The 19450-nt window shown below is 44.0% G+C and carries 19 protein-coding genes; 7 read left to right on the top strand and 12 right to left on the bottom strand.

Going from position 1 to position 19450, the window contains the following annotated elements; genetic code table 11:
• The first annotated feature begins 132 nt into the window (after nt 1-132).
• Nucleotides 133-1248, top strand: a complete 1116-nt coding sequence (locus Q4549_RS05855; RefSeq protein ID WP_303550051.1) for a phosphoserine transaminase — start codon at nt 133-135, stop codon at nt 1246-1248.
• 81 nt (nt 1249-1329) lie between these two features.
• The gene (locus Q4549_RS05850) at nt 1330-2508 is read left to right on the top strand and encodes a 3-phosphoglycerate dehydrogenase family protein (protein ID WP_137671758.1); all 1179 of its coding nucleotides are present in this window, start codon (nt 1330-1332) and stop codon (nt 2506-2508) included.
• Here the strand turns inward: Q4549_RS05850 and Q4549_RS05845 are convergent.
• Nucleotides 2505-3170 (bottom strand): trimeric intracellular cation channel family protein, encoded by a 666-nt coding sequence (locus Q4549_RS05845; RefSeq protein ID WP_303550048.1) that lies wholly within the window; start codon nt 3168-3170, stop codon nt 2505-2507. The two genes, Q4549_RS05850 and Q4549_RS05845, sit on opposite strands and share 4 nt — an antisense overlap.
• Nucleotides 3171-3310: 140 nt before the next feature.
• Entirely contained in the window at nt 3311-4015 is a 705-nt protein-coding gene (locus tag Q4549_RS05840; RefSeq protein WP_137671756.1) for an autoinducer binding domain-containing protein, read from the bottom strand.
• Between the two features lie 154 nt (nt 4016-4169).
• Between Q4549_RS05840 and Q4549_RS05835 the strand changes: the two genes are divergently transcribed.
• On the top strand, nt 4170-4616 hold the full coding sequence (locus tag Q4549_RS05835) for a DUF4902 domain-containing protein (RefSeq protein ID WP_303550044.1): 447 nt from the start codon (nt 4170-4172) through the stop codon (nt 4614-4616).
• Here the strand turns inward: Q4549_RS05835 and Q4549_RS05830 are convergent.
• Nucleotides 4613-5164 (bottom strand): acyl-homoserine-lactone synthase, encoded by a 552-nt coding sequence (locus Q4549_RS05830; protein WP_303510841.1) that lies wholly within the window; start codon nt 5162-5164, stop codon nt 4613-4615. The genes Q4549_RS05835 and Q4549_RS05830 overlap by 4 nt on opposite strands.
• A gap of 191 nt (nt 5165-5355) precedes the next feature.
• Nucleotides 5356-5817 (bottom strand): hypothetical protein, encoded by a 462-nt coding sequence (locus tag Q4549_RS05825; RefSeq protein WP_303550042.1) that lies wholly within the window; start codon nt 5815-5817, stop codon nt 5356-5358.
• Nucleotides 5818-5957: 140 nt separating this feature from the next.
• Between Q4549_RS05825 and Q4549_RS05820 the strand changes: the two genes are divergently transcribed.
• Nucleotides 5958-7682: a lysophospholipid acyltransferase family protein gene (locus Q4549_RS05820; protein ID WP_303550040.1), complete on the top strand. Its 1725-nt coding sequence runs from the start codon at nt 5958-5960 to the stop codon at nt 7680-7682.
• 47 nt (nt 7683-7729) lie between these two features.
• Here the strand turns inward: Q4549_RS05820 and Q4549_RS05815 are convergent, their stop codons facing one another.
• Entirely contained in the window at nt 7730-9037 is a 1308-nt protein-coding gene (locus tag Q4549_RS05815) for a Na+/H+ antiporter NhaC family protein (protein ID WP_303550039.1), read from the bottom strand.
• A 117-nt stretch (nt 9038-9154) separates the two neighbouring features.
• Nucleotides 9155-10315, bottom strand: a complete 1161-nt coding sequence (locus Q4549_RS05810; RefSeq protein WP_303550038.1) for a PLP-dependent aminotransferase family protein — start codon at nt 10313-10315, stop codon at nt 9155-9157.
• A 149-nt stretch (nt 10316-10464) separates the two neighbouring features.
• On the opposite strand from Q4549_RS05810, the gene Q4549_RS05805 reads away from it, so the two are divergent.
• From Q4549_RS05805 to Q4549_RS05795, 3 genes are all read left to right on the top strand, one after another.
• The gene (locus Q4549_RS05805; RefSeq protein ID WP_303550036.1) at nt 10465-11358 is read left to right on the top strand and encodes a GyrI-like domain-containing protein; all 894 of its coding nucleotides are present in this window, start codon (nt 10465-10467) and stop codon (nt 11356-11358) included.
• 182 nt (nt 11359-11540) lie between these two features.
• A complete protein-coding gene (locus tag Q4549_RS05800; protein WP_303550034.1) occupies nt 11541-13457 on the top strand; it encodes a methyl-accepting chemotaxis protein in 1917 nt (638 codons plus the stop codon).
• An 89-nt stretch (nt 13458-13546) separates the two neighbouring features.
• The gene (locus Q4549_RS05795) at nt 13547-14383 is read left to right on the top strand and encodes a S1 RNA-binding domain-containing protein (RefSeq protein ID WP_303510858.1); all 837 of its coding nucleotides are present in this window, start codon (nt 13547-13549) and stop codon (nt 14381-14383) included.
• Nucleotides 14384-14442: 59 nt separating this feature from the next.
• Here the strand turns inward: Q4549_RS05795 and Q4549_RS05790 are convergent, their stop codons facing one another.
• The 6 genes from Q4549_RS05790 to Q4549_RS05765 form a co-directional block, all read right to left on the bottom strand.
• Nucleotides 14443-15423, bottom strand: a complete 981-nt coding sequence (locus tag Q4549_RS05790) for a DUF4382 domain-containing protein (RefSeq protein WP_303550033.1) — start codon at nt 15421-15423, stop codon at nt 14443-14445.
• A 203-nt stretch (nt 15424-15626) separates the two neighbouring features.
• Nucleotides 15627-16583 (bottom strand): DUF523 and DUF1722 domain-containing protein, encoded by a 957-nt coding sequence (locus Q4549_RS05785; RefSeq protein WP_137671744.1) that lies wholly within the window; start codon nt 16581-16583, stop codon nt 15627-15629.
• A gap of 75 nt (nt 16584-16658) precedes the next feature.
• A complete protein-coding gene (locus Q4549_RS05780; protein WP_303550031.1) occupies nt 16659-17420 on the bottom strand; it encodes a S1/P1 nuclease in 762 nt (253 codons plus the stop codon).
• Nucleotides 17421-17468: 48 nt separating this feature from the next.
• A complete protein-coding gene (locus tag Q4549_RS05775) occupies nt 17469-17942 on the bottom strand; it encodes a peroxiredoxin (RefSeq protein ID WP_303550030.1) in 474 nt (157 codons plus the stop codon).
• Between the two features lie 102 nt (nt 17943-18044).
• A complete protein-coding gene (locus Q4549_RS05770; RefSeq protein ID WP_303550028.1) occupies nt 18045-19058 on the bottom strand; it encodes a GTP-binding protein in 1014 nt (337 codons plus the stop codon).
• A gap of 170 nt (nt 19059-19228) precedes the next feature.
• A complete protein-coding gene (locus Q4549_RS05765; RefSeq protein ID WP_303550024.1) occupies nt 19229-19381 on the bottom strand; it encodes a polysaccharide lyase family 7 protein in 153 nt (50 codons plus the stop codon).
• Between the last annotated feature and the right edge of the window lie 69 nt (nt 19382-19450).

Genomic DNA, 19450 nt, shown 5'->3' with positions numbered 1-19450 from the left:
CATTGATTGTATTGAAGTTTTTGACGGACAGTAAAACTGGTGCTAGGTCATTTTCTAGCCGTGAACTCTGGCATATACTGCCTTTAGCTTATTTTCATTATTGCCACTGGCATTCACCTACAAGGATAGTCAATGAAACCGCAGTTAAAACCCAATTGCCCAAATTTTTCATCTGGGCCTTGTGCTAAACGACCCGGCTACCAGCTCGAACAATTAAACATCGATGCCTTGGGGCGTTCACACCGCAGTAAGATTGGTAAGGCACAATTGGCTCAAGCCATTGAGTTAACTCATCAATTATTAGACCTTCCAGAAGGTTACCGTGTAGGCATCGTACCCGGTTCTGATACTGGCGCAATGGAAATGGTGATGTGGTCACTGTTGGGCGAGAAAGCGGTAGATTTGTTTTCCTGGGAGTCGTTTGGCAAAGGTTGGTTTACCGACGTGACCAAGCAACTTAAATTGGAGCAGGTTAATCACTACAGCAGTGACTATGGCCAGTTACCAGATATGAACCAAGCGAATCCTGACAACGATTGCATTTTTACATGGAATGGCACCACCTCGGGTGTGGCTGTGCCTAATGGCGATTGGATCAGTTCGCAGCGCAGTGGCTTGACCATTTGTGATGCTACTTCAGCGGTATTTGCTATGCCATTGCCTTGGGAAAAGTTAGATGTAGTAACTTATAGCTGGCAAAAAGCCTTAGGCGGAGAGGGGGCTCACGGAGTGATTATTCTCAGCCCTAGGGCGGTTGAGCGTTTAGAAAGTTATCAACCTAATTGGCCAATGCCAAAAGTATTTCGATTAACCCAGGGAGGGAAACTCATTGAAGGTATATTCAAAGGCGAAACGATTAACACGCCGTCGATGTTATGTGTGGCGGACTATGTCGATGCCCTCCAGTGGGTGGAATCGCTCGGCGGAGTCAGCGCCAGCATCAAAAAATCCCAACAAAACCTCGAAGTCATAAAGCAGTTTGTAGCCGAAAACGACTGGATTAGCTTTTTAGCTCAACAACCCGAAATCTTATCTAATACCAGTGTATGTCTAACCTTGGAGGCGAGTAGCGATCAAGTGAAAAGCATTATTGCTTTACTCGACCAAGAGCAGGTGGCGTTTGATATAGGGGCATATCGCGATGCGCCAGCGGGCTTGCGTATTTGGTGTGGCGCTACGGTAGAGCAAGAAGATTTAAGTCGCTTTATGCCATGGCTAGCGTGGGCTTATCGGCAGGTGTGCTTATAAGCGTAATGTAAAAAATTAATACATTTTCGTGCTGCAGTTTGTCACGGAAAACACAAGATTTGTTGTTTAGGGAGAAACTGTATGCCGAATATTCGGACCATTAATAATATTCACCAACAAGGGTTGGCGTGTTTTACTGAGCGTTACCAAGTGGCCGAGGGCCAAGCTGCGCCAGACGCTATTATGCTGCGCAGCGCTAATTTACATGACTATGACTTTCCAACAGAAGTTAAAGCCTTAGCGCGTTGCGGAGCGGGCGTTAACAATATTCCCATTCAGCGTTGCTCCGAACAGGGCATCGTTGTTTTTAATACCCCTGGTGCTAATGCTAACGCTGTTAAAGAATTGGTGTTGGGTGGCATGTTATTAAGTGCTAGAAATATTGCATCGGGCCTTAGTTTTATCAATAGCCTTGATAGCGAATTAGATGCCAGTGCCTTGCAACTGACTGTTGAAGGTGAAAAGAAGCGTTTTGTGGGCTCTGAGCTAACCGGGAAAACCCTCGGTGTCATTGGCCTAGGGGCTATTGGCGCTGAAGTTGCACATGCTGCTTTAGCTTTAGGGATGAAGGTCGTTGGCTTTGATCCGGCACTTAGTGTTCAAGCTGCTTGGCGTTTGTCATCAGATGTTGAGTGTGCTGATGAATTAAAAGATTTATTAGCGCTGAGCGATTACGTCACCATTCATGTACCTGCAAACAAAAATACCACAGGGCTAATTAATAGTGATAACTTAGCGTCGCTAAAGCGTGGCGCAGTGTTACTTAATTTTGCTCGCGGTAGCATTGTGGATGAAGACGCCTTATTAACCGCTTTGTCGCAACAGCAGTTAGCGCAGTATGTAACGGACTTCCCAAGCCTTGCTTTGTTGAATCATCCGCAAGTACTTATGCTGCCGCACTTAGGTGCTAGTACCAACGAAGCAGAACAAAACTGCGCGGTGATGGCGGCTAGGCAGCTTATTGATTTCCTAGAGAATGGCAACATTCATAACTCTGTAAACTTTCCTAATATTAAGCTCAGCCGCACTGAGGGCTTCCGTATCGCTTTTGCTAACGATAATGTACCCAAAGTACTCAGCAATGTATTAGCTTTGCTCTCAGACATGGATATTAACGTTATCGATATGTTGAACAAGAGCCGCAACGATATTGCTTATACCTTGATGGATATTGCCACGCCTGCTACCCAAAGCTTATTAGACGCCATTGCCGGCGTAGAACATGTATTCCATGTGAATGCGATTGGAGAGCACGCTTAAGGCTTGTGCTGTTGTTTACGAATTTCCCGGTTTTGCAGCTTCGATAGTGTAAAACTGGGAAACCTTAAGTCCAGCTCAATGGCTAGAATGCGCAACAAAAAGGCTGCTCCACTCGATAGCAATATATTGGTTAACTCTGGTGCTTCAAAATACCCCAGCACAACATAACTAACACTGCCTAACAGGCAGGCTGTTACATAAATTTCCGGTTCAAATATCACTAGCTTGGTCTGTAGCATTAAGTCTCGAATGGCCGAGCCTAGGGTTGAACTAATCACTCCCATCAATATGGCTACCAAAGGCGCAACCTCATAACTTAAGGCTTTGCTGGTGCCTAACACCGCGAACAATGCAATGCCAGCACCGTCCATCCACAGCAAGATGCGGTCAATTTTGATTACCCAGTGGGCAAAGAAATAAGTCATTACCGAGGCAACAATGCACACAGTTAGGTAGCTTGGATCGGCTATCCAGAAAATGTGGTCTGCACGCAGCAGTAAATCACGAATCGTGCCGCCACCAATGCCGGTGACGATACCAACAAATACAAAGGCTAAAATATCTAGCTCGCGCTTGGCAGCAGCTAAAGCGCCTGTTAAAGCAAATACAAAAACAGCAATTAAGCCAAATTGATACAGCGTGGAGTGAAAATCTAAAGTCATTGTTAAGTCGTGAGCTAGCTAAAAACCGCTAAAGTATAGTGGGCTAACGCTAATCAGGCTTTGATTTTTAACAATTGAAGCCTAGCTGTTTTGAGCGTAATTAGATTAGAGCTGATGACTCTCTAGGTTCAGCTATTCTCTTAAATCATGCCCATTAAGGCGGCTTTTACTGTTGCAGCAGTTTTATTTACTACATCGAGCTTTCGCATAGCCTGACTAATATGAAAATTAACAGTGCGAGCCGTGATATTAAGAATAGTGGCAATTTCTTCAGCGGTTTTACCGTCGGCAGTCCATTTCAGCATTTCCAACTCGCGCATGCTTAAATCAGGCATGTCTATTTTCTCAGTGGTAATTCGTGAAGAAAGACCATGGTGGGCAACCTGAGTTAACCATAATAATTGATAGCGGTAACGTTCTAGTTCTGCGGGGGTAAGCATGTCTGCGGAGCGAGCTAATGTGAGCATTCCAACGGTTCCGTTGGCTTGGCGAGAGGACTGAGCCCAACCATACTCCAATCCAAAAGCGCGAGCATCTTCCATTAATTCAGGCGCTTGAGAAAAAACTTGGTCGCTCCATACAATCGGCAACTGTGAGCTCATTCCATGATGAACCGTAGGATCTACCGTTAAATAATTTTTGGCCTGGTAGGTCTGCTGCCAGATGGTGGGGTAGTTATTGAGCATTTCTGTGCGAGGGGCAGATAGGGGATAAGGAACTCGCAAGCCGTACGCACAAAAATCAAAACCTAAAGCATTGGTAATTTTTGATAACTCTTTAAAAAAGGCATCGCTAGAACCTTGAGTCTCTAACAAGCAGAATTGTTCTTCTAACCAAGCTTCCATGAGCGGGCTATCATCTCCTAGTTATGCATATATTGAGCATAATCATTTTGTTGTAGAGTAACCAGTATAGCGCAACTGTTAATGTTGACAATTGAAGCCTTGCCGTCAGAATGCTTTGATGAGGGAGAGTTCAAACAAATAAACAAAAAATATTATGAAAACACAGGCAAGTGTACAGAATGTAATCGATTCTGAGAGATATCAGGTAGTTCCTTCTGGCGATGGATTAGTCAGAATTACGATCGAACAACTCAGCGTACTAAATTTTAGCCATATCATCTCTGGCTTAGATAACATTAGCGCTGATGATTTTAATAGTGAACATGCAAAATTTACCGGCTATACCGAATGGTTATTCGAAAGCGTTAGCGCTATTACCATAGGTTGGGACTGGCATTGGGTGTGGAAGAATGGCGCAATGAAATGCTGCTTAAAAGATCTTCCGCGCAGTAATTTGCAGCTTCAAGAAAGCGGCTTTGACGTTAGCCCAAGGCGTAATGATCAATTATTAAAGCAGGCAATTGAACAGTTTTCATGGCAGGCAACAACTGCAGCAGCGATAAGAAATCGCTACCGCGAGTCACCTATGAACAACTATTAAGTGATATCGATGTAGCAGGCAAATAGCGCGTAACCGTTTATTATTTTTGGTGGTCCTGCTCGGTGATAGCGAAATCCTGCATTGCGCAGCATTCGCTCAATACCTAAAGGCGAAACTGATATTAAGCGTTTTGCTCCGTGTTTCTTAGCGCATTCAATTGATGCGGTTAGTAACGCTAAAGCGTCGCTCGACATGAGTTGAGTGGGTGCTTGGCTGTGGTTGTCAAAATCGACAGCCGCAAAGCGAGACAGCTCCCATGTGTCATTATCTTTGGGGCATGCAAGGCCATTAAGCAATTCTGGAAACACTTCCTCAAGCAAGTAAGGTTGAGTGGTGGGTAATAGTCTTGCACAGCCACTAATATGCTGTTGGTCGTTTTGAGCGATGACATATACCGTGTCTTCACGGTCAAATTGATCTTGTTCTATGCCTTCTGGGGTATCAAGTTCCCAGCCGAGCATTTCTACAAATACTTGATGACGGTAGTGATTTAGGTGTTGGAATGTTGAGGGTGTAAGTTGTTCTGCAACGCCGTTAACAAAGTCCATTAGCATCTCTCCCTTGGTGATGATGCTATGAGTACAATCCAGCTTGCTCACATTTTAAACTGTCAAACCTAACAGCTAGCTAAGCGCTTTAAATTCAGCTATGGCTTTGTTTTTGTTGAATTTATCAATTGAAGCGACCTCGTTTTATTTCTCATTCCGTTAAAAAATTAAACTTATTGGAATTCAATTAGCTAGCGTAGCACCTCACCATTTTGGTGAAGTGCAGTTCTACATTCTTCGATTAAAATATTAGGGAATTGACGGTAATCAGGGTAGGGAGTGAGATAAATATTGGGCGGTAAAAAAAGCCATGTTTTTTGACTTAATTCACCTTTGTTAGCGTTCAAATGATCAAACCTACACCAGTTATTTTTGCCTGCAATGATGTGTGTTGTTGCTTCTTTAACCAAACTAGCATCAAAGTGAATCTGGTTTTCGCTCAATAACTTAGTGTGTAAATGGTTTCGCCAATCTTCATTTGGCGCCGTTAATTTTGCGTAAATGGTGAGTATTTTTCGCCAATTATTATTATTGTTTTGCAAAATCTCTTGGCTTAGTTGAGCTGGCGCTAATTGTTGATAGTTAAGCGGCAGCTGAGGGGGCTGACAATTCAAATATAAAACGGCCTTGGGGCGTTCACTGCCTATCATCACCTAAATTCCTTTTTAGTGTTTAGCTTTTAGCATATTTGTCTCTAGCTTTACGCTGATTCCCTGTCATACAACTGCCATAAAATTGTTGCTTCTTTGTCACGTTCTACTTCTAGCCTAACGGCGAATAGAGGGAGAGAGCAATGATTTCAGCGCAGCAGGTACTTAACCAACATTACCCCAGTTTGTCACAGCATCCGCGACGTTATTCACTTGCCAAGTGGTTTTTTTCAAAAGTGTTATTTGAAGATGAGTTTCAATCATTTGGGGAAAAACATCCACACCTCAAAGGGGTTGCTTTTATCGACCAGGTGTTTACCGAGCTCAATATAAGCTATCGAGTAAGCCAAAATGAGCGTGAGCGGATCCCAAGTGAAGGGCGCGTAGTGATAGTGGCTAATCACCCTATTGGTTCCATTGATGGCCTCGCATTGCTGCACCTAGTTAGCCAAGTGCGTAAAGATGTAAAAATTGTTGCTAATGAAATCCTTTCCGAAATTAAACCCTTAGATGACTTATTACTGCCAGTAGATAATATGCGTCGCAATAGCCAACGTAAGCAGCTTAATGCGATTAAAGACTTATTAGATGAAGAAGGCGCGGTAATAATTTTCCCGGCTGGTGAAGTGTCTCGTTTAAAGGGAGTTAAGGTTCAAGACGGCAAATGGACCAAAGGTTTTGTCAGCATCGCTAAAAAAACCAATACGCCTTTACTGCCCATTTGTGTAAAGGCTAAAAATAGTCACCTGTTTTATTTAAGTTCTTTTATCTATCGTCCTTTGTCGACTCTGTTGTTGGTGAAAGAACTATTTTTTCACCGCAACAAAGTGTTCTCAATGGTGGTTGGCGAGCAAATACCGGTTAAAAGCTTTGGCTTAAGTGGCCTCGATCGTTCCACTCAGGCGCAGTTAATCAAAAAGCATTTGTATCGCATTGGTAATAACAAAAAAGGTCTGTTTCAAACTGAAGCCGCTATTGCTCATCCTGAGCAACGCTTAGCGTTAAAGAAAGCCATAAAGCAGCTAGAGAAGATAGGCGAAACGCCAGACGGGAAACAAATTTGTATTTGTTATGGCAATTCCCAACCGTTGATTTTGTCAGAACTAGGGCGCTTGCGTGAATTAGCTTTTAGAGCGGTTGGCGAAGGAACCGGGCGACGTACTGACACCGACAAATATGATGCTAATTATCTGCATCTCATATTGTGGGATGCTGAACAACTAGAGATCGCCGGTGCTTATCGCTTTGCAGATACCAAGCGTTTAATTGAAGAACAAGGCATTAATGCTCTTTATAGCCATTCCTTGTTTGAATATGATGTAGATGCTAGTCACTTTCTTGAATCAGGAATAGAACTAGGCCGCAGCTTTGTTCAACCTAAGTATTGGGGAAAGCGCAGTTTAGACTATTTGTGGCTAGGTATTGGTGCGTTTCTCGCACGGAATCCGCAGTACCGTTATCTATTTGGCCCGGTGAGTATTAGCGCGGCGATGCCAGAAGCAGGACGAGATTTACTGATTCATTTTTATCAGACCTACTTCCCCGCAACTAACAATTACGCGCGGTCTCGCCAGCCTTACCAATTGGCTAAGCAAATCAAAAATAGCATCAATATGTCGTTTAGTGGTGACGACTACAAAGCAGATTTTGCCCAGCTTAAAAGCGCGTTAGCCAGTATGGGCACAGCCGTACCTACCTTGTATAAGCAATATACTGAACTATGCCAACGTGGTGGTGTTCAGTTTATTGATTTTAACGTAGATCCCGATTTCAATCAGTGTATTGATGGCTTGGTATTGGTGGACTTACACCAACTTAAAGACAAGAAAAAAGCCCGTTATATTGATGCCCACTTAGAAGACGCCTAGAAAGAAGGCGGCATTAAGCCGCCTTTTAGAATCAACCATAGTGAGCGTTACTTACGGCGAAGCATCACCAAAATCGCTACCGCGGCCAAGAACATTGGGTACCAAGCCGCACTTACCACCACTATTGGGCTTAACGAGAATAACGAACCTATTAACAGTGCTTGCGCGCCATAGGGAATTAAACCTTGAATGACACAAGCAAAAATATCCATTAGGCTGGCGCTTCGCGCCGCTTCAATCTCGTTTTCTTTGGCTAATTGTTTAGTCAAATCGCCGGCCACTAAAATGGCTACGGTGTTGTTAGCTACTGCTAAGTTGGTGAGCGCAGTAATTAAAGCAATGCCGTTTTGTGCGGCAAAAGAACGCGACTTAGCTTTGTTTACTCGGTTCCCAACCCATTGTTGAATGAAGCGTAAGCCACCCTGTTCGCGCATTAGCGCACTTAAACCGCCAATGAACAATGACAGTAGAAAGATTTCCTGCATGCCACTAAAGCCCGTATAAATGTCTTTACCAAAGGTTAATAGTGGGTAATCACCCGACAGCATGGCTGTACCGCCAGCTAGCACAATACCACTGAACAAGACCACAAATACGTTCACCCCAAAAACTGCCATTAGCAAGATCACGAGATAAGGCAAAGCACTTAAAGGGTTGTTTATTGGCAGGCTTTCTAATTGTGCACTGTCATTTAACACAAACAATAGAACGATGGTGAGCAAGGCTGCAGGTAAAGCTATCCCTAGGTTTTGCCTAAATTTATCCTTCATCGCACAACCTTGGGTGCGAGTGGCAGCAATAGTGGTGTCAGAGATAATCGATAAATTGTCACCAAACATAGCGCCGCCTAATACGGCACCGGCCATGTAAACTGGGTCAATTTCAGCGGTTTGGGCAATGCCCAAGGCAATAGGGGCAACTGCTGCTATGGTGCCCATAGAGGTGCCCATGGCGGTGGCAATAAGCCCAGCTACAACGAATATACCAGGTAGTAAAAACCAACTAGGTACGCCATTTAAGGCAAGGTTTACCACTGCTTCTGCGCCACCACTGGCTTTTGCTACCGCACTGAATGCGCCAGCTAATAAGTAAATCAAACACATGGTGATTATATTGTGGTTAGACATGCCCCCTACAAACTGTTCTATGGCTTGGTTGATATTGTGCTTGCTAAGTATTATCGCCAATACAATGGCTGGAATAATCGCAATAGACGCGGGCAGTTGATAAAAAGCAAACTCAACCCCCTGCCAATGCAAATAGCTGCCTACACCAATAAATAGGCATAAGAACAACATAATTGGCAGTAATGCGCGCGCTGAAGCAGGGGCTTCTTGGGAATTTGAAGGTAACATTAGAACAACACTCTGAAATAGTAAGAGCGTTTAGTGTAATGAATTACAGAGCTCTGTCAATCTAGATGGCTAAACGTCTTTACCTCTTTTTGAAAGAGCTAAAGACGTTTAGTTTGTTTAGCCGCTAGCTAGGCTTTGTTGCATTACCGTGGCTAAACGAATGACCGCTTGTTCTAAGTCCTTACTGTCTAAAGCAGTAAAGTTCAAGCGAATAGCTTGGTCGTTTACTGTTGAACGAGCAGGCCAAAACTCATCACCAGGAACTATAGCCACCTTAGCTTTTAGAGCCGCCGTTGCAATGTGTTGGGCTTGGTGTTGCTTTAAACGACACCAAACAAACATGCCTCCTTGCGGTACTGCAAAATCTACATAGTCGCTTAAGTGTTTTTGTAAGGCGCTTACTAGCGCATCGCGACGGCTGCAGTAATGGGATTTAAGTTGTTCAAGGTGCAGGCCAAAGTCTGGATGACTAATGGTTGATAGCAACATTTTTTGCATAGGCAGTGCCGAGTGAAGATCGCTGGCCTGTTTTACTTTTATGAGTGGAGCCAGCAGAGGCTTAGATGCCATAGCATAACCAACACGCATACCTGGGGTCGCTATTTTTGAAAATGAGCCTAAGTAAAAAGCATCGCCTTTACACAATTCGGTCACTGTAGCTAAGGGTTCTCCTTCGTAACGCAGTTCACGATAGGGCGCGTCTTCCACAAACGCGACTTTATATTTTGCCAGTAAATCCGCCACCGCTTGTCGTTTAGTCAGACTCCAACAGCAGCTGCTGGGATTTTGAAAGTCGGGCACTGCGTAAAAGAATTTAACGTTGTTGGCTGCAAGTACTTGTTCGAGGTGGGCTAAATTCGGCCCATCTTTTTCGCTATCAACAGTTAAGGTTTCTGCTTCCGCTAAGTCAAAAATCTGTAGCGCTCCCAAATAGCTTGGCGTTTCACACAATACTTGGTCGCCGGGGTTTAGATAACAGCGAGCAATTAAATCTAAGGCTTGTTGAGAACCGCTGGTAATAATTACTTCTTCGGCGAAGGGTTTACTGGCGAGAATAAACTCTCGCAACTCTGTTAATCCTTCGGTAGCGCCATATTGGTAGATGCTTGGCTGGTTGGCTAATTCCGCCGCAGCTTCAGCCAGAATAGATTGTGGAAATCGGTGAGCATCTGGTAGGCCACCTGCCAACGACAACATACCGGGTTGTTGGATGACTTTTAATATATTACGAATGTAAGACTCTTTAGTGTGTTTTACTCGATTGCTTGGTTCTATCATGTGTGCTCAGTTGCATTAGGCATGCTGTGTATTTGAGTTGACACAATAGCGAGATTGCAAAATGTAGGTCTTAGTATTTATGTGCAAATACTTGTCCATTTGTGCTAATTTTTGAGACTTGCCAAGATACACAAGTGCCAGGAAGAGCGGTGTCGCTGAATACAGAGCTAAATAGACAAAGTCGAATAAATGATGTGTTGTATCATATCCATCAAACTATTTCTGAGCCGCAAAGTGCGACTGAATTGGCGAAAATTGCTGCTTATTCAAGGTTCCATTTTCACCGTTGTTTTAAGCAACTTACTGGCGAAAATGTTAACGACTATATTCGTCGTACTCGCCTAGAACGTTGCGCTAACATATTGATCTTTTCTCCCGGCCTTACTGTGCAGGATGCGGCACTTCAATGTGGCTTCCAATCTCCGGCCTCTTTTTCTCAAGCATTTAAAAAGCACTTTGGCCGTTCGCCTAAGCAATGGCGAGATGGTGGTTATGACGATTACAGTCGTAATAATTACCAGCAAAGCTGGAGCGAAGAGTTGCAACAGCGAATGCAACATGCCAAGCAACTATCATTGCCTACAGTCACTATTCAGCGCTTAGCACCACAAACTGTGGCTTATGTTAGACATCAAGGTTACGGCCGCAGTATTCGCCAAGCTTATGAAAAGCTGCAAATGTGGGCCGATAACCAAGGCCTTGAATGGCACCAGAATAGACTCTTAGGTTTGTACCATTCTAATCCTGATATCGTACCTGCCCCATTGTGTCATTATGTTGCGTGTTTAGCGGTAGACGTACCAGTTTTGCGAAGAGGCCCGGTGAGTTGTTTAACCATTCCAGGTGGAATGCATGCCACTTTAAATCTGTCTGGACAATACGGTGAACTGCTACCGATGTTGCACAAGTTTTATGTTGAGTGGCTGCCAGATAGTGGTTATCGGCTAGGTGATATTCCGGCGTTTGTGCGCTACCAACGTTGTCAATTTATTGATAAGGATGAATTATTTGATTTACAACTTTGTGTTCCTATCTCTTTGTAGTTAAAAGATTTTACTTTTTGTTGTTATCGTTTTTGTTGTTTACCATTCTTTTTTAACATAATTGTTATTGTCATATTTATGTCACATCACGGTCATAAAATCTTCGCCCAATTTGGAGCCTAATAAGGCTCCTCTCAGGGAAGAATGCAGATTTCATTTAATGAACTGCTATTGGAGTTTTTATGCGCGTATCTCGATTCTCTCGGTTGTCGGCCTTTGTGTTATTGGCTGTTAGTGCAGTGCTCATTGTTGCGTTGTACTTTTCATTAGTTGAATTGTCTGTCTCAAATCAGCAATTACAAAACTATCAATCTCTTAAGTCTCAATTTAACAGCCAGCTAGTGGCTAAGGTAAATAACTACCTCAACACCGGGAATACCTTGCAACTAAGCGAAGCTGAAAGCTTACTCGAGGCCCTAGTTGAGCGGTCAAAACAGCAGCAACTTAGTGGTTTATCGGTAATGCTTGAAGAGTTACTCACAGCTCTTCAGGAGCGTTACCTTGCCTTAGGTAAATTGAGCGGAAATGAACAAGGTCTATTGATTAATGCCGAGCGAGAAATGTTGGGCTGGGCCGATAGCACTGTGGATTACGGCTTAAAAGCGACGGGAAGCGACGCTACCGCTTATATTCAAAATGGCAGTGAATTAATGAATGCCTTAGTGAGCCTAGCCATGCAGCGCAATCGCTATTTCTCTCATCCGAGTGATGTTAGCAAATTGGCTTACGATGATGCGTTTGCCCAAGTGAGTGAATACGCGGAGGCGATTAACCGCCTACCTTTGCTGGGTGTGATGAGCGAAGTTGAGGTGGATGAGTTTGCTTTAGGTGACCCTGAAGAGGCCAGTGATTTAGCTGAAGAGCTAAGAGGCGAACTACTGAGTTTGAGCCAGCGCTATCCAAGAGAGTTGCAATCAACCAACGCGCTGATTGAGCAACGGCTGGTATTACGCAGTGCTTTAAGTGCCGACATAAAACAATTAACGCAGCAAATCTCTCAGGCCGAACAAGGCGTGATTGAACAAAGAAACATGGTGATGGCAAGCGTAGAAATAACCTTGTATAGCGTGGCTGGACTCATTTTATTACTGGCCTTTGTTATGCAGCTAGTCATGCAAACAGCGGTGCTTAAACCACTTCGCGAGCTGCGTAATGGTTTTGCGTTGTTGGTTGAAAACGGCAGTATTCAACGCTTACAAGTACGCCGAAAGAATACCGAAATCGGCGAAATCGCCACTTTCTTCAATCAACTTTTAGCTAAACAAGGTGATCTTGAAGAGCTTAAAAATCAACAATTGTCGGTTGTTTCTAGCTCCTTAGATTCAGTTTCAGAACAAGTTCGCCAAGTTTATTTAACCTCAGAGCAAACGGATCTGCAGGTGGCTGAATCACAGCAATTGATGGAGCAGTTACGCGCGCTAACAGAACAGTTAAACCAAGTATCAAGTGATGTTGAAGACAACGCCAACGCTACTAAAAATGCCATGAACGAATCGCAGCAAGACGTTGAGCAAGTTATTAGCGCCAGTAAACGTACAACGGCCTCGGTGGTAGAAGGGCGTGAATCACTGGCTACTCTGGTTACCGCCGTTACAGACGTAAGTGCCATTTTAGATGTGATTCGCGGCATTGCCGAGCAAACCAATTTGTTGGCACTAAATGCTGCGATTGAGTCGGCACGAGCAGGCGAGCATGGCCGCGGCTTTGCGGTAGTCGCCGATGAAGTACGTACCTTATCGATGCGTACTCAAAGCTCTTTAGAAGAAATTACCGGTATTTTAAATCAACTTAAACAGTCATCTAATAGCTTAGAAAACAATATTGGTGGCATAGAAGAAGCCAGCGAGCATCAACAGTTGATTTCCTCCAAGCTGATGGAAACCACTCATCAAGTACGTGAACAGGCCCAAACTTCAGCCAATGTTGCTCACCAAGCCAGCGAGTACATTCGAGAGCAAAGTGAGCATGTCGGCAGTTTTACCTCGAAGATGAATACAGTAAAAACGCAGGTAGAATCGGCCTACAAGCTAGCCACTAAAATTGAGTCAGATGTAAGCCTGCAAGTTACTACCATTGTGAATACCCTTAAACCCGCGTAAACAATAAAGCTAAGGGCTTATTGCCCTTGGCATGTTATACTGCAATATTGGCTCAGTTGGGGCCTATTGCATGCGAAAAGAGAGTGAAAATGCTAGAAATTGGACGCCTTAATCAATTAGCCGTGATTGAAATGGCTGACTTAGGTGCCTACCTAGACGGTGGCGAATTTGGTGACATACTGTTGCCCACTAGAGAGCTTAGTCCTGAGCTGGGTATAGGTGATGAGCTAGAAGTCTTTGTTTATCGAGATGGTGAACGAAATTTATTAGCCACTTTGAAAAAGCCACTGGTTCAGGTGGGTGAGTGCGCCAACCTACAAGTTAAAGAAATTAACGATGTAGGCATTTTCCTTGATTGGGGCTTAGACAAAGATTTGTTCCTGCCGTTTAGCGAACAACAGCAACCAATGGAAGTGGATCGCCATTATGTTGTATACGTTTATTTAGACAATGAACAGCGTATTGCCGCCAGCAATAAGCTGGATCGCTTCATTGATAAATCTGACCACAAATATACGCGCGGCGAAAAAGTTAACTTATTAGTCGCTGGGCGTACCGAGCTAGGTTACAAAGTGGTAGTGAACAACCTGCATTGGGGCGTGTTGTATTACGACCAAGTCTTTAAACGTATTCGAGCTGGCTACGCGTGTACCGGTTATATTCAAAAAGTACGTGAAGACCAAAAGCTTGATCTCAGTTTAGAGCCGATTGGTATTCAAAAAGCGATTGATATTGGCGATAGCATTATTGCCAAATTACATGAAGAGCAGGGCTATTTAGCGCTTAGCGATAAAAGCTCACCTCAAGCAATCTCTGCGATTTTTGGCGTGAGTAAAGGCACCTTTAAAAAGGCTATTGGCAAGTTATATAAAGACGGCTTAATTACCATTAGTAAAACCGGTATTGTGCTTAACGAGAAAGACTAATTTCGGCAGATATTGAGTTTAATAGCCCGCTTATGCGGGCTTTATTGTAAGGCTAAACCCTAAAAAGCTTCTTCAAAGTTATGCTCAGTCACTTCACCAGCAATCACCGTTAGTTCAACGTCTTGGTCTTGTGGGTCTGCAATGGCAATAGCATCATAAAGTTCTGGGTCATCATCTACTGCGCTACAGCTAAAAGCCAGCGTATAGTCGCCAGCGGGAAGGTGAGCAAAGCTATAGCTATATAAGCTGGTTTCACTGTCTTGCTGAACCATTTTTGATGAATAAGGCGCAACGATGTCAGTGGGTACCTCGGTATCAACTTCTGGGTCATACTCATCACCCAACACAGAAAACCCATCAATCGGTTGATTATATAAATAAACAACGTTGCCAGTATCGGCTTGGCAATCTCCCGCTGAAAGCAGGTTTGGGTCAATGTAGCCAGAAATCTCGCCGACAGTGGTATTGTCAACAATAGTGACACCATGTGGTTTGAGGTTATAGCTTTGTCCATTGGCGGTGCTGACTAAAGATTTTCTTAAGTTAAAGTCAATGGTATAAGCTTGAGTGCCTTCGGTGGTCACTGTAAAACCGCCAAGACGCAGTTTGTTGCTAGGTGTCTTAAGTGGCAAAGTAGCATTGGAATCTTCCACTACATTACAAAACTCAGTGCTCCCATTTTGATTTTGAGGACATTCAAAAGTATTGATGATTAATTCTCTATAATCACCCACTGGCAGCTCTGTATCACTTAGTACAAGTAGACTTTCCCCGTTTTGGTAGTCGAGCAAATTAATCGTGATAGGGTCGCCATTGTCATCAACGATTGGCAGTTCTATATCGTCTTCCCCTGTGCGCTGTAGGGTGATTGATGTATAACTCACATTTACTTCTGCAGCGCTATCCACCGGTGCATCTGCTATTGAAAACGACACCTTTGCAGTGCTTGGTGGAGTAATATCTGAGCCGCCATCGCCTCCGCAGGCAATTAAACTAAGCGTTAACGACGCAATAAGCGATACCTTGAAAGTATTTTTCATCGGGAATTCTCTATCTAGCGTTTAAACCTGAATATGCGTGGTCTAGTTAGTTTTTGTTATCTCGCCTTTAAGTATAGTTTTGTTGGCGATTCTCGCTATTTTTACACAGTAAATACTAACTTATTTTGTATGTTGAGGAGCTGCTATTGGGGATAAAAAAAAGCCCAAACGATGTAGTTTGGGCGAACAATTGCAGTTAAGAATTACAGACTATAACGAAGCTTTAACTCGCTAGGGTGAGGGGCTAAATAGGCTTGTTTTGCCACATAGTGTTTTGGGTGCTCACGCAAATAGTGTTGAATAAGGCTAATTGGCACCAGTAGTGGCATTAAACCTTCACGATATTGATGAATCCGCTCAGACAGTTCTTCACGCTGTTGTGAACTTAGGTCGCGCTTGAAGTAACCTTGCAAATGTTGCAATACATTACAGTGATTTTTGCGGCTGCAGTTATGTTTGAGTATTCCCATAAAGCCTTCAATGTAAGCAGCAAAACCATGCTGGTTTTTATTGCTTAAACTGGCCACCAAGGGGCCTAGTTCACGGTATTTGGCAGGGTGATGCGCCATTAAGAGGTACTTAAACTTAGCGTGAAAGGCTTGTACTTTAGCGACCGTTAAACCCTCATGCTCCATGGTTTTCCACTCATGGAAGGCAAATACTCGGTTTACGAAGTTTTCGCGTAGCACTGGGTCGTTTAAGCGGCCATCTTCTTCTATTGGAAGCAGTGGATAAGCCTCCATTAATTTGGCAGTGAACAAACCTACGCCCTCTTTGCTGGCGTTGTTTTTTGCAGGAGAATATACACTTACCCGCTCCATGCCGCAGCTAGGTGACTTAGCTGCCACCACATAACCACTTAAATGACCAAGCTGAGGTAGGCGGCGGTCGGCGTAGTTGTTCATCTTTTCGCTAACATCAAAGCTGCCATCGCTAGCTTGAAGGCTAATCACGTCTTCATGTTGAACTAAGCGAATGGTTTTACGAGGAGTGCCCATACCAATGGCCATTTCTGGACAGGTAGGTTCAAAATCAAAGTAGTTGGCTAACTCGGTTCTGCAAAAGCGAGATTGTTTGTGGCCACCGTCGTAACGTACTTCTTGGCCAAGTAAGCAGCTGCTAATTCCTACTGAAATTTTGTCGCTTGAGAATCGGTTCATAATGGCATCCCATGAGAGTATTATTTAGTATTACGTGGCTCAGTGTTTTGCGATCACTATGAGTGAAATTATTTTTCAGTTTGTTGTAGCAAGTAGCTGGTTAAGCTTGCTGGCGAGTCTAGTTCCGGCGCGCATTAGTTGTCTCTCGAGGCTTGAGCGGTGTTGCTCGGCATATTCATCAGCCAACTTGATGCTGGAGAACTGGTAAGCTGCGGGCACTAAGGCACGAGTTTCTTTTAGCCAGTCTTCATAACTACCTTGAGTGTTTGTTCGCGGATAATTTCGTGTCAAATATTGCGCATATTGCTCTACTGAACCGTGTTTAGTATCAAGCAGTTGGGTATCCCATATTCGGTGTAAATTAGAGGTTTTTCCGTACCATTTTACTCTTGTACTGTTCCCACCACGATCTTTGGCGTAGGCAACATGCAAGGGCTGGTGTAAATCGCCAACAAAGTGAATGAAAAACCTTAAGGCTTGTTGGCGCTCTTCATTGTTTGAAGTTTGATCTAGCAAAGTGCTTTCAAAGTACTTAAGTTGACTTAATACATCGCCCTTACTGCTGCGTTTAGCTTGCTGAAGGCTTTGTCCTTCTGGAATGTTTATGTAATGCCAAGGTCCAGTATGCTTCCATAAAGCGGTTCTGCGTGCTTGGTCTGCCCAGGTTGAAACGTTAACCAATGACTGCCCATCAAGTAGCAGCTCAATCTGATGGTTTGCTTGTGGGGTTAGTTGTTGCTGAGCGATATAGGCAATGAGCTGATGCCCAAGCACTCCAAAGGCATGGCTAGGTAAGCTAATGAGGGTAACAATGAAGAGTAAGGTTAAGCGGTTCACATAACATCCTTGAAAATAAGAAGGCGCTAGGGCGCCTTCTCAACAAGTTTATAATAAACTTAGAATAGTCTCAGCACTGCTTGCTTCAAAGCTCTTAGCCTGCTCAACATTAACAGTGCTAACGGTTAAATCATCGATGATGATGGCGTAACGCTGTGAACGAACGCCACCAAATCCTGCAGTGTCCATTTCCAAGCCAAGGGCTTTAGTGAAGCTGGCATCGCCATCACCCAACATCATTATTTGCTCTGCATTTTGGGCTTCGCCCCAGGCATTCATCACAAAGGCGTCGTTTACCGATACGCAGGCAATAATATCTACGCCCTTGGCTTTAATGTTGTCGGCTAATACCACAAAGCCTGGTAGGTGGGCCTCGGAGCAGGTGGGCGTGAAGGCACCGGGCACTGCAAATAACACTACTTTTTTTCCTGCGAATAGCTGGTGAGTTGAATGGTTTTGCATACCTTCTTGGTTTAGCTCGGCAAGATTTGCTTCTGGAATGGTTTGACCTACTTCAATCATGTTGCTCTCCATGTGTTGTTGGATACATCGTATTTTTCGTAATAACTTTTAAGCGCGGCTTTAGCCTAGAGCGAATAAGCGCAGCTCGCAAGTTACTGCCTATTATGGTTCGCAGCAGGCTAACAACTGCTCATTAAGGTACGTTTGATCAAGGGCTTGCGAGGTAATCAGCTCGATGCGATTTTCTTCACTGGGCGCCAAGGTTTGTAACTTACCTTGGCCGTTAACTTGATTAATTAGTAATGTGGCTTGTGGCGTTTGTAACACCGCTTTACAGCGTAATAAATCTAAAGATTCGAGCCAAGTGAGCAGTGCAGTTTGCTTAAAACGAGTGTTAGCAGGAAACTGCCAACCCAGCGAATAAACACCATCTTGATGATGCTGCTTAACGGCAAAGGGCTGCGGTTCCCCAGCAATTTCTGGGCTATCTTCAACCCTTGGAGTGGCGATTGAATTTGCAGTGAGCGACCAAGGCTTTAATTGGGGGGATAGCTTAGCTACTGGGCTCAATAACACTCTCATATCTAATTGGCCGTGTTGGCTATATACAAGGGGTTTATCTTGCAGGCCTTGGCGGTGTAGGTAATTGGTTAAGGTAAGCTTGTCTTGCGCTTGATACAAGTCGTTTTTACTTGCCACAATAGCGTCGGCAATGCTTAACTGCGCCGGAAAGTTCTCGTGTTCAGTGTAACGTTTATCGGTTAATACGCGCGCGTCAACTAAGGCTAAGCTTGTCCCTAATTGAATGGTACCTTGGTTAGCCAGCTGTTCTAAACGTTGCTTAATATTGATCGGGTGCCCTAAACCGGTGGGCTCTATGATTAAGCGTTGCGGCTTAGCCAGTTTGAGTAGTTGGTTTAAGGCGACTAGAAAAGGTACACCGGCAGCGCAGCATAAACACCCTCCGGGAACTTCTTTTATAAACACATCTTGTTGCGGTTGTTGGGCTTCTAGTAAGGCTGCATCTAAGCCTATTTCGCCAAACTCATTGCTCAGCACAGCCCAGCGCTCATGCTTGGGTTTGTTCGCCAATAAGTGCTGAATTAAGGTGGTTTTTCCTGAGCCCAAGAAGCCACTGACTAAATGGCAAGGAACGGCATCAGCAATAATTTTCACGCCAGTTTACCTACATTAAGTATCTAAATATTCGTTAATTTACAGTAACACAGTTAATGCGAAGATTAGCCTTGGCTGGAGTAAGGGTAATGGTTTATTTGAGCTTAGTGGGTCACGTTTAATCGGTAAAATGTAGATTGAACAAAGTCTTCTGCCTGGTCGGATTTTTTCTAACCATACACAGCCGCTTTGAAATACATATACTGACCACCTTCGTCGTGGTCACTGCCTAACATGTCGACTTCTTGGTATAAATCAGCTTTACCTGGGCGGGTAATGGTGACAATTAGTTTGTTATTTTCTACTTGGATGCGGTAGCTCATGGCTGTTGCCTTTAAGGGGGCGTGGGCAAAGTAAATTGAGTCCATTTCATGATGCGGTAATAAAAACGA

This window comes from Agarivorans sp. 2_MG-2023, assembly GCF_030548085.1.
In the GTDB taxonomy this organism is placed as follows: Bacteria; Pseudomonadota; Gammaproteobacteria; order Enterobacterales; family Celerinatantimonadaceae; genus Agarivorans.
The sequence above is the reverse complement of the archived record's forward strand: the minus strand, read 5'-3'. Positions and strand labels throughout refer to the sequence as shown.